At 62.9% G+C, this 609-nt stretch carries 1 pseudogene; it reads right to left on the bottom strand.

Going from position 1 to position 609, the window contains the following annotated elements:
- Nucleotides 1-109: 109 nt before the first annotated feature.
- A pseudogene (locus tag I6F09_RS37200) lies at nucleotides 110-370 on the bottom strand (transposase); the annotation flags it as partial.
- Nucleotides 371-609 lie beyond the last annotated feature (239 nt).

Raw genomic sequence — 609 nt, 5'->3', positions numbered from 1 at the left:
CGGCGGCTGCGAGATCGGTGACCGGGACGGAAGAATGGCCCGCGCCGCGGCCGAACAAAAGAATGGACGCGATTTCCGCATAGTCATCGGGGCGATCATTTAAAAATCGCTTGTCCATCTCATCCGTCGAATGCAGCTTGGCACGGTGCTGAGGCGGGAAGCTCATATAGGCGAGCACGTCTGGCTCGGCCTCATCCATGAAGGCGGCGAGCTTTGGCAGTTTGGGACGGAGCTGGTCGGCGACCTTGCGCCACTGAGCCCTGGCCGCTTCGGCATCGTCCTGGGCAAAGGCGGTGGCGATGAAGGCGGAGACGACGCGTCTTCCGCTCTTGCCGGCATGGGCCAGGACGTTGCGCATGAAGTGGACGCGGGCGTCGTTGAACAAGTGGTTCACCGAATCCGCTCGATGCAGCGACCGGCCCATTCATGCCTTCACATCAACCCGGCACTCCGCGCGATGCCGACGGAGACGCGTCGAGGGAGGCGATCAAGCACAAAAGAAGCGCAACAAGAGCGGCTGCCAGCCGCTTGAGGTTGATGGCGGCGGCCGTCAGATAGGCCTGGATCTTCATGTTCGGTAGACCACGCCGTATGGCGCGCGCCAGCCCA

The sequence above is a fragment of the Bradyrhizobium sp. IC3195 genome, assembly GCF_020193585.1.
Classification (GTDB): Bacteria; Pseudomonadota; Alphaproteobacteria; order Rhizobiales; family Xanthobacteraceae; genus Bradyrhizobium; species Bradyrhizobium yuanmingense.
Note: the sequence above shows the minus strand (reverse complement) of the source record. Positions and strands in the feature narration are given on the sequence as shown.